The organism is Trinickia sp. (genome assembly GCF_051954495.1).
In the GTDB taxonomy this organism is placed as follows: Bacteria; Pseudomonadota; Gammaproteobacteria; order Burkholderiales; family Burkholderiaceae; genus Trinickia.
The window spans coordinates 1-6,498 of record NZ_JBQCHR010000187.1 but is presented as its reverse complement, the minus strand read 5'-3'; the positions used below and the strand labels follow the sequence as shown (position 1 = coordinate 6,498).

The 6,498-nt window shown below is 62.9% G+C and carries 8 protein-coding genes; 3 read left to right on the top strand and 5 right to left on the bottom strand.

From position 1 onward, the window contains the following. Nucleotides 1-86: 86 nt before the first annotated feature. Genes ACTHNR_RS26325 through ACTHNR_RS26315 form a run of 3 tightly spaced genes read right to left on the bottom strand, consistent with a single transcriptional unit; the run spans nucleotide 87 to nucleotide 2,302 of the window. Nucleotides 87-269 carry a hypothetical protein gene (locus ACTHNR_RS26325; RefSeq protein ID WP_440551723.1) on the bottom strand — a complete coding sequence of 61 codons (183 nt, stop codon included), beginning with the start codon at nucleotides 267-269 and terminating at the stop codon, nucleotides 87-89. A 12-nt stretch (nucleotides 270-281) separates the two neighbouring features. Beyond that, nucleotides 282-1,580, bottom strand: coding sequence for a c-type cytochrome (locus tag ACTHNR_RS26320; RefSeq protein ID WP_440551721.1), 1,299 nt, complete (start codon nucleotides 1,578-1,580; stop codon nucleotides 282-284). Next, entirely contained in the window at nucleotides 1,577-2,302 is a 726-nt protein-coding gene (locus ACTHNR_RS26315) for a c-type cytochrome (protein ID WP_440551719.1), read from the bottom strand. The genes ACTHNR_RS26320 and ACTHNR_RS26315 overlap by 4 nt, the downstream gene beginning before the upstream one ends. A 546-nt stretch (nucleotides 2,303-2,848) precedes the next feature. Between ACTHNR_RS26315 and ACTHNR_RS26310 the strand changes: the two genes are divergently transcribed. The 3 genes from ACTHNR_RS26310 to ACTHNR_RS26300 all read left to right on the top strand — a co-directional run bounded on the left by ACTHNR_RS26310 (nucleotide 2,849) and on the right by ACTHNR_RS26300 (nucleotide 4,843). After that, on the top strand, nucleotides 2,849-3,658 hold the full coding sequence (locus ACTHNR_RS26310; RefSeq protein WP_440551717.1) for a helix-turn-helix domain-containing protein: 810 nt from the start codon (nucleotides 2,849-2,851) through the stop codon (nucleotides 3,656-3,658). Between the two features lie 82 nt (nucleotides 3,659-3,740). Further along, nucleotides 3,741-4,580, top strand: coding sequence for a potassium channel family protein (locus ACTHNR_RS26305; RefSeq protein ID WP_440551716.1), 840 nt, complete (start codon nucleotides 3,741-3,743; stop codon nucleotides 4,578-4,580). Nucleotides 4,581-4,696: 116 nt separating this feature from the next. Further along, nucleotides 4,697-4,843: a glycine zipper 2TM domain-containing protein gene (locus tag ACTHNR_RS26300; protein ID WP_440551727.1), complete on the top strand. Its 147-nt coding sequence runs from the start codon at nucleotides 4,697-4,699 to the stop codon at nucleotides 4,841-4,843. Between the two features lie 99 nt (nucleotides 4,844-4,942). Here ACTHNR_RS26300 and ACTHNR_RS26295 read toward each other — a convergent pair whose 3' ends face one another. Both ACTHNR_RS26295 and ACTHNR_RS26290 read right to left on the bottom strand, forming a co-directional pair. Further along, on the bottom strand, nucleotides 4,943-6,079 hold the full coding sequence (locus tag ACTHNR_RS26295) for a porin (RefSeq protein WP_440551725.1): 1,137 nt from the start codon (nucleotides 6,077-6,079) through the stop codon (nucleotides 4,943-4,945). Nucleotides 6,080-6,228: 149 nt separating this feature from the next. Continuing rightward, nucleotides 6,229-6,498: elongation factor 1-alpha C-terminal domain-related protein (locus tag ACTHNR_RS26290; RefSeq protein WP_440551714.1), on the bottom strand; the 270-nt coding region annotated here is incomplete at its 5' end.

The following is a 6,498-nucleotide window of genomic DNA, read 5'->3' as shown; positions in this document are numbered from 1 at the left end:
AGCGCGGCCCATTTACGCTCGATGCGCGCGGCGACCGCGGCGCCCTCGGCGTGGCTGGAAGAGGGAATGTTCGACATGTCGCTCGCTCAGTGGATGACGCCGCGCGGCAAAAAGACGAGGAAGTAAAACGCGAACCAGAGCGCCACCACGATGGCCGTGGCGATGCCCGCCACCGCGATGGCCCCCGCCGGCCCGGATCGGACGATCTCGTCCACGCGCTGTGCCTCTCGGTCTGCGGCGCCCGCTCGCGCCTCGTTGTTCGGATTCATGACGTCCTCGATTCAGTAAAGCGGTGCGGAGCGCAAGGCGTTGGCCTCTTTGGCGGTGACCGGCGTGCCCCGATTGCCCCACGCCGTGCGAATGAAAGTCACGACGGCCGCGACTTCCTCGTCCGATAACGACTGCGCGAACGGCGGCATGCCATAGGGCGCCGGATTCTTCGCGGTACCGGGCGCATAGCCGCCATTGAGCACCATCCGGATCGGATTGACCGCCGAAGTCATCTGGATCGACTGATTGTTGGCGAGCGGCGGGAAGTCGGGCAGCTTGCCCTCGCCGCGCTTGCCGTGGCAGCTGGCGCACTGGGCGTCGTAGATTTTCGAGCCGAGACGTACGAGCAGTTCACGCTCCTCGCCCGACATCGCGCTCTTGCCGTTCGCACCGTTCTCGCCGCCGTGCTGCGGCAGCGACTTCAAGTAGACGGCCATCGCGCGCACGTCGTCGTCAGACAAGTACTGCAGGCTGTCGTAGACGACTTCGGCCATCGGCCCGTACACGGCGCCGCGTTTGGCCACGCCCTTTTGCAGCAGGTCGGCGATGTCCTCGATGCTCCAATCGCCGAGTCCCGCCTCCTTGTTCGAGGTCAACGACGGGGCGTACCAATCCTGCATCGGAATCAAGCCGCCCTCGAACGCCTTCGACTCCGAACTGCCGCCGAGCGCATTGATCGCGGTATGGCACATCGAGCAATGCCCGAGGCCTTGGACGAGATAGGCGCCGCGATTCCATTCCACCGAACGCGTGGGATCGGCTTGGTACTCGCCCTCGCGGAAGTACAGCGTGCGCCAGCCGAGCAGCAGCTCGCGGTTGTTGTAGGGGAAGCGCATCTCGTGCGGCCGGTTCGGCTGATGCACGGGCGGGACCGAACGCAGGTACGCGAAGATGGCGTCCGAATCGGCGCGCGTGACCTTCGTATAGGCGCCGTACGGCATCGCGGGGTAGAGCAGGGAGCCGTCGCGCGAACGGCCCGTGTGCATCATCCGGTAGAACTCGTCGGCGGTCCAAGCGCCGATGCCCGTCTCGTTGTCGGCCGTGATGTTCGGCGAAAACAGTGTGCCGAACGGCGTCGGCATCGCGCGACCGCCCGCGAACAGCTTATCGCCGGGCTGCGTATGACAGGCGATGCAGTCGCCCGCGCGCGCCAGATACTCGCCGCGTTTGACGACGTCGGCCGGCGCCGCGCCCGGACCTTGCGCGAAGGCGAGCAGGCTCGATGCGGCAAGCGCGGTGCCGGCGCAGACGCGAGCAAGCACGCGGGAAAGAGAATATGAACGGGTGGCTGGCACGAAGGACTCCGTCATTGCGGTTCGCTGCCGCAACGCAGCGGCATCTTCAAGCTCCCAGCGGGAGCGAACGCGGGATTGGACGGCCCCGGCGACGCGGCGAGCCAGGCGGAGACGGCGGTGATGTCGTCGTTCGTCAAACGCGACGCCACTTCGTGCATGCAATCGGGCGCGTACGACTTGCGCGTGCCGTAGCGCCACGCGCCGAGTTGAGCGCTGATGTATTCCGCATGCAAGCCGAGCAACCCCGGAACGGCGGGTTCCATGCCCGTCAAAGCCGCACCGTGGCAAGACGCGCACGCGGGGATGTTCTTCGATGGGTCGCCTGCCTTCGCAAGCTGCTGTCCGCGCGCGAGCAGCGTGGCCGACACGGCCGGCGTCAAAGCGCTGGGGTAGGGCGGGCGTTGGCTTGCAAAGTATTCGGCGATCCGATGCAAATAGGCGTCGGGCAGGTAGGCGAGCAGGTAGTTCATCGGCGGGTACTGACGCCGGCCGTCGCGAAACGCGATCAGTTGGTTGTATAGGTACCCGGCCGGCTTGCCCGCGAGGCGCGGAAAGTAATCGTTGTCGGTGCCTTCGCCGCGCGCGCCGTGACAGGCGGCGCAAGCCAGCACACGCGCCTGCATCGTATCGGGGGCGCGCTCGGTTTGCGCATCCCGCGCGCCTTGCACATTTTGCGCATGAGCGGCAACCGACACGACACCGGTCAGAACAACAGCAGCAATTCTTCTTCTAAGCATCACGTCATCGTCTCCGGGGACACGAACGATATGCGGTGCGCCCACGGCTTTGACCTCGCAGCGGTGCGGACCTGAACGGTAATGCGTCTTCTCGAAGCTGTCTCACCGATTCTAATCAATGCAAATGAAAACGGAAGGACAGCCTGCGACGAGCACGTATTCGAGCCTGGCGCGTACACCGGCGCACCGAATCCATCGGAAAATCGGTGCGATTAAATCAGGCGAGGTCGCTCGCCGGGTTGACCTGGATCATGCTTCGAACGATAAACGTCGCACATTGCACATGACCGTGCGACTGTTCGCCGCGCCGTTTGTGCGTGACAAAGCCGCTCATGCGCAAGAAGCTAGCTAGGACGGGCTTTGTCGCGGGCGTCGGGCGTGCGGCGTAGGAATCGGCTGACAGCGTGTGTGAAAGCGCCGACACGACTTTCGTCTGCGGACGATAGGGGGCGTTGATCCGTTGGCGGACACTTTGTGTCGGCGAAGGCGCAAGCCGGCGTACCGCAAGGCGTCCCGCGTCGATCGATGAAGAAAAGGAGAAAGCGAATGTTCGGTGCTGGTGAACGCTCGAGCGGCCATGACGCGTCAGTCAAGCGGCACGGTTCGATTTCCTTGCATGCCGAGCCGCCCGCACGAGCGGGCGCGACGCTAGGCGGCGCATCGTCCTCCTGCAAGACGTGCTCGTTGCGCCCCGTCTGCGCGGTCAATCCCGACGAGCTTGCCTGCTCGCAGCAGATGGACGATCTCGTGCTGGGCTACCGTCACGTGAAGAAGGGCGAAGCGCTATACCGTGTCGGCGATGGCTTCAGCAATCTATACGCCGTGCGAACGGGCTCCTTCAAGAAGGTGAACTTGCTCGTCGACGGCAGAGAACAAGTCACCGGGTTCTATGTGTCAGGCGAACTGCTGGGCGCCGACGGTATCTCCGCGGCACACTATGCAAGCGACGCGGTCGCACTCGAGGACAGCAGCGTCTGCGTCATGCCGTTCGATCTGCTCGAGTTGCTGAGCCGCGAGGTCAAAGCCGTTCAGCACAACGTCTTTCGCATGCTGAGCGCCGAGCTCGTGCGCGAAAGCAACGCGATGATGATGCTCGGCACGATGACCGCCGACGAACGCGTCGCAGCTTTCCTGCTCGATCTGTCGCGCCGTTGGAAGGCGCGCTCGTATTCGCCCAGTGCATTCGTCTTGCGCATGACGCGCGAGGAAACGGGAAGCTTTCTGGGGCTCAAGCTCGAAACGGTCAGCCGTACGCTGTCGCGTTTTCAGAAGCAAGGGCTCATCAAGGTGCAGGGCAAGGATGTGACGATTCTCGACTTTGCCCGATTGAACGACGTGGCTCGACGCAGCACGTGATGCCGCGCCCGCAAGGGTCATCCGTTGATCGATCGGCGGGCGGTTCGCATTGTGTTTGGGTCACGCTGCCGGAGCGATCGAGATGGCCGAGCTGCCCATGAAGCTTCACTTGCTCGCCGGCGTCTCGCCGCACGAGCAACGCGCCGCGGTGCGGGCGGAACCCTATGTCGCGATGGTCCTGTTCGTCGCCGCCTCGCTCTGGATACCCGCTTTCTATCTCGAGTTGGCCGGCGCATCGCATCCGTGGTGGATACTCGGCCGCTCGCTGTTCGCCGTGGTCGCAATCGCTTTCGCCATTGCCGCGCTTTGGCATCTGGCGGTATTGCACCGTAGGCGTCGCTACTTCGCCGCGAACCTGCTCGATATCGCCGTATTGTTCGGCGCGATCGTCAGCGTCATCGCCTATTCGCCGGACTGGAACGGCGGCGAGTGGACGTTCCATCTTGTTCTGGTCGCGCTCGTCGCGTTGAGACTCGCGTTGCCGGTGGTCGGACTGCTCACGCCCGACCGCCTGCTGCTTCCGCTTTTGGCGGGCGCCGCCCTCGTGGCCTTGGCGGGCGACGGGTTTTATCTGCTGGAACCGCAAGTGCACAGCTACGCCGACGGCTTATGGCTCGCCTTCGAAAGTAGTGCGACTGTAGGTTACGGCGACATGGCGCCGAGCACCCCGGCCTCGCGCATCTTCGCGATGTTCGTTATTTTTCTCGGCTACGGTCTGCTCTCGCTCGTATTCGCGACGATTGCCGCGAGATTCGTGGGGCGCGAGGAGCGTCACCTTCGGCGAGAGATGCATCAAGACATCCGAATGCTGCGCGAGCAAGTCGCCAAGCTGCGGGAAGAACTTGTGCGACAGCGCGGGGAGGAAGCGGGGCTCGCCACGAAAACGACGCGCAACCAACCTGGAGGCGATCCGGAACCGTGACGGTTCGACGTGACCCCGGCATGAAGTTTGCATGATCGATGGCATCTGCTTCCTACAACAAGGAGACGATCATGAAACCCTTAGGACGACTGAAATTCGTCGGCCTGGCCGGCGCCATGGTGGTTGCGCTTTTGACCGGTTGCACGCTGGGCGGCGCGGCCGCCGGCGGCTATGCCGGGAATAAGTTGACGCACGGCAGCACCGTCGGCACGGTCGGCGGCGCGGTGGCGGGCGGCATCGTCGGCTACGAGCTAGGCAAGTAACGGAAGGAAACGGAAGGACATTGAAAAAATGGGGGCGCTCGATGCGCCCCCGTTCTTCGTTCAGACGTCAGGGAGCGCTAAGCCACTCTCCCTGAACCATCAGAACTTGTGACGAATGCCCACGCGCGCGCCGATCTGCGACTGCGCATCCGAACCCGACGTGCCGAAGAAGCCCGTCGAATCGCCGATCTGCGCCTGAACTTGCGTCGCGCCGTTCTTGCCCGCGGCGTTTTGATAGATGCCGAGGACGTACACGTCGGTGCGCTTGCTGAGCGCGTAATCGAGGCTCAAGTCGACTTGATTGAAGTGACCTTTCGCCGCGTCGTTCATGTGCATGTACGTGTAGCCGAGGCCCGCCGCCAATGCCGGCGTGATCGCGTACTTAGCGCCCGCTTCATACGTATCGAACAGCAGCGCCGTGCCCGTCACAGGCACGAAACGCGTGTTCGTGTACAACGCCCAGAACGTCGCCGGGCCGAGCAGGTAGCGCGCGCCCAGGCCGAACGTGCGCAACTCTTGCACGTTCGCGATCGTCACGTTGCTGATCGATTGGTTGCCCGGGAAACGGATGTCCGTGTAGGCCGCGCCCACGCCGAACGGGCCGGCCGCGTAGTTCAGCCCGAAGCTGTACGTGCGCGATGAACCGGGGTTCGCCGTGCCGTTGGCAAGCGAGCCCGCGAATGCGCCCGCTTGGTTCGAGAAGCCGTACAACGCGCCGAACGTCACGCCCGCGAAGTTCTCGCTTGCGAACTTGATCGAGTTGTCGATGCGGCTCGACGTGAGCTGGTCGACGTCGTTGATGTGGAACGCGTAGTTGCCTGCAACCGTATTGCCGCCCGTCGTGTAGTTGGCGAGCACATCGGTCGACAACGAGTATTGACGGCCCAGTGTAAGCGTGCCCACGCCGCTCTTCGATAGACCGACGAACGCTTGACGGCCGAACTCTCGCTGACCTTGGCCGAGCGTACCGTTAGCGATGCTGAAGCCGTTTTCGAGGGTGAAGATCGCCTTCAGTCCGCCGCCGAGGTCTTCGCTGCCCTTGATGCCCCAGCGCGAGCCTTGCGCCACGCCGTCATCGAATTTCGTCAGGCTGCTCGAGCCGCCCGCCGCGGTCTTGGCGTGATTCGTGTAGCTCAAGCCGGCGTCGATCACGCCGTACAGCGTGACACTGCTTTGAGCGTGCGCAGCCACGCCGATGCTGCCGAGCACGGCAGCGGCAAGAATACGTTTGTTCATCATTTGTAGTGGTCGGTTCGTTTGTTGAATGGAAATCGGCCCCATTAGCGCCGGGGCGAATTCTTCCCGATTTCCTTTATCGTTTTATGAACCTTTTGTTTAATGTGGCGTTTTGTTAACACCAATTATTTCAATTCGAGCAATACACTTTATTCAAATGTCGTGCGAATCATGCCGGCCGCCACCGTATGATGCGTGGCTTCGTCGATCAGCACGAACGCGCCGGTCGCCGGTTGTGCATCGTACGCATCGCAAACGATCGGTTTTTGCAGCGTCAATGCAACGCGCCCGATATCGTTCATCTTCAAATCGTGCACTTCGCTCGTATGCGATAGCGTATGCACGTCGAGCACCTCCTTGACCGAGCCGATTCGCGCAAATACCGTATTGGTCGTCTGCTTGAGCAGATATTTACGCTG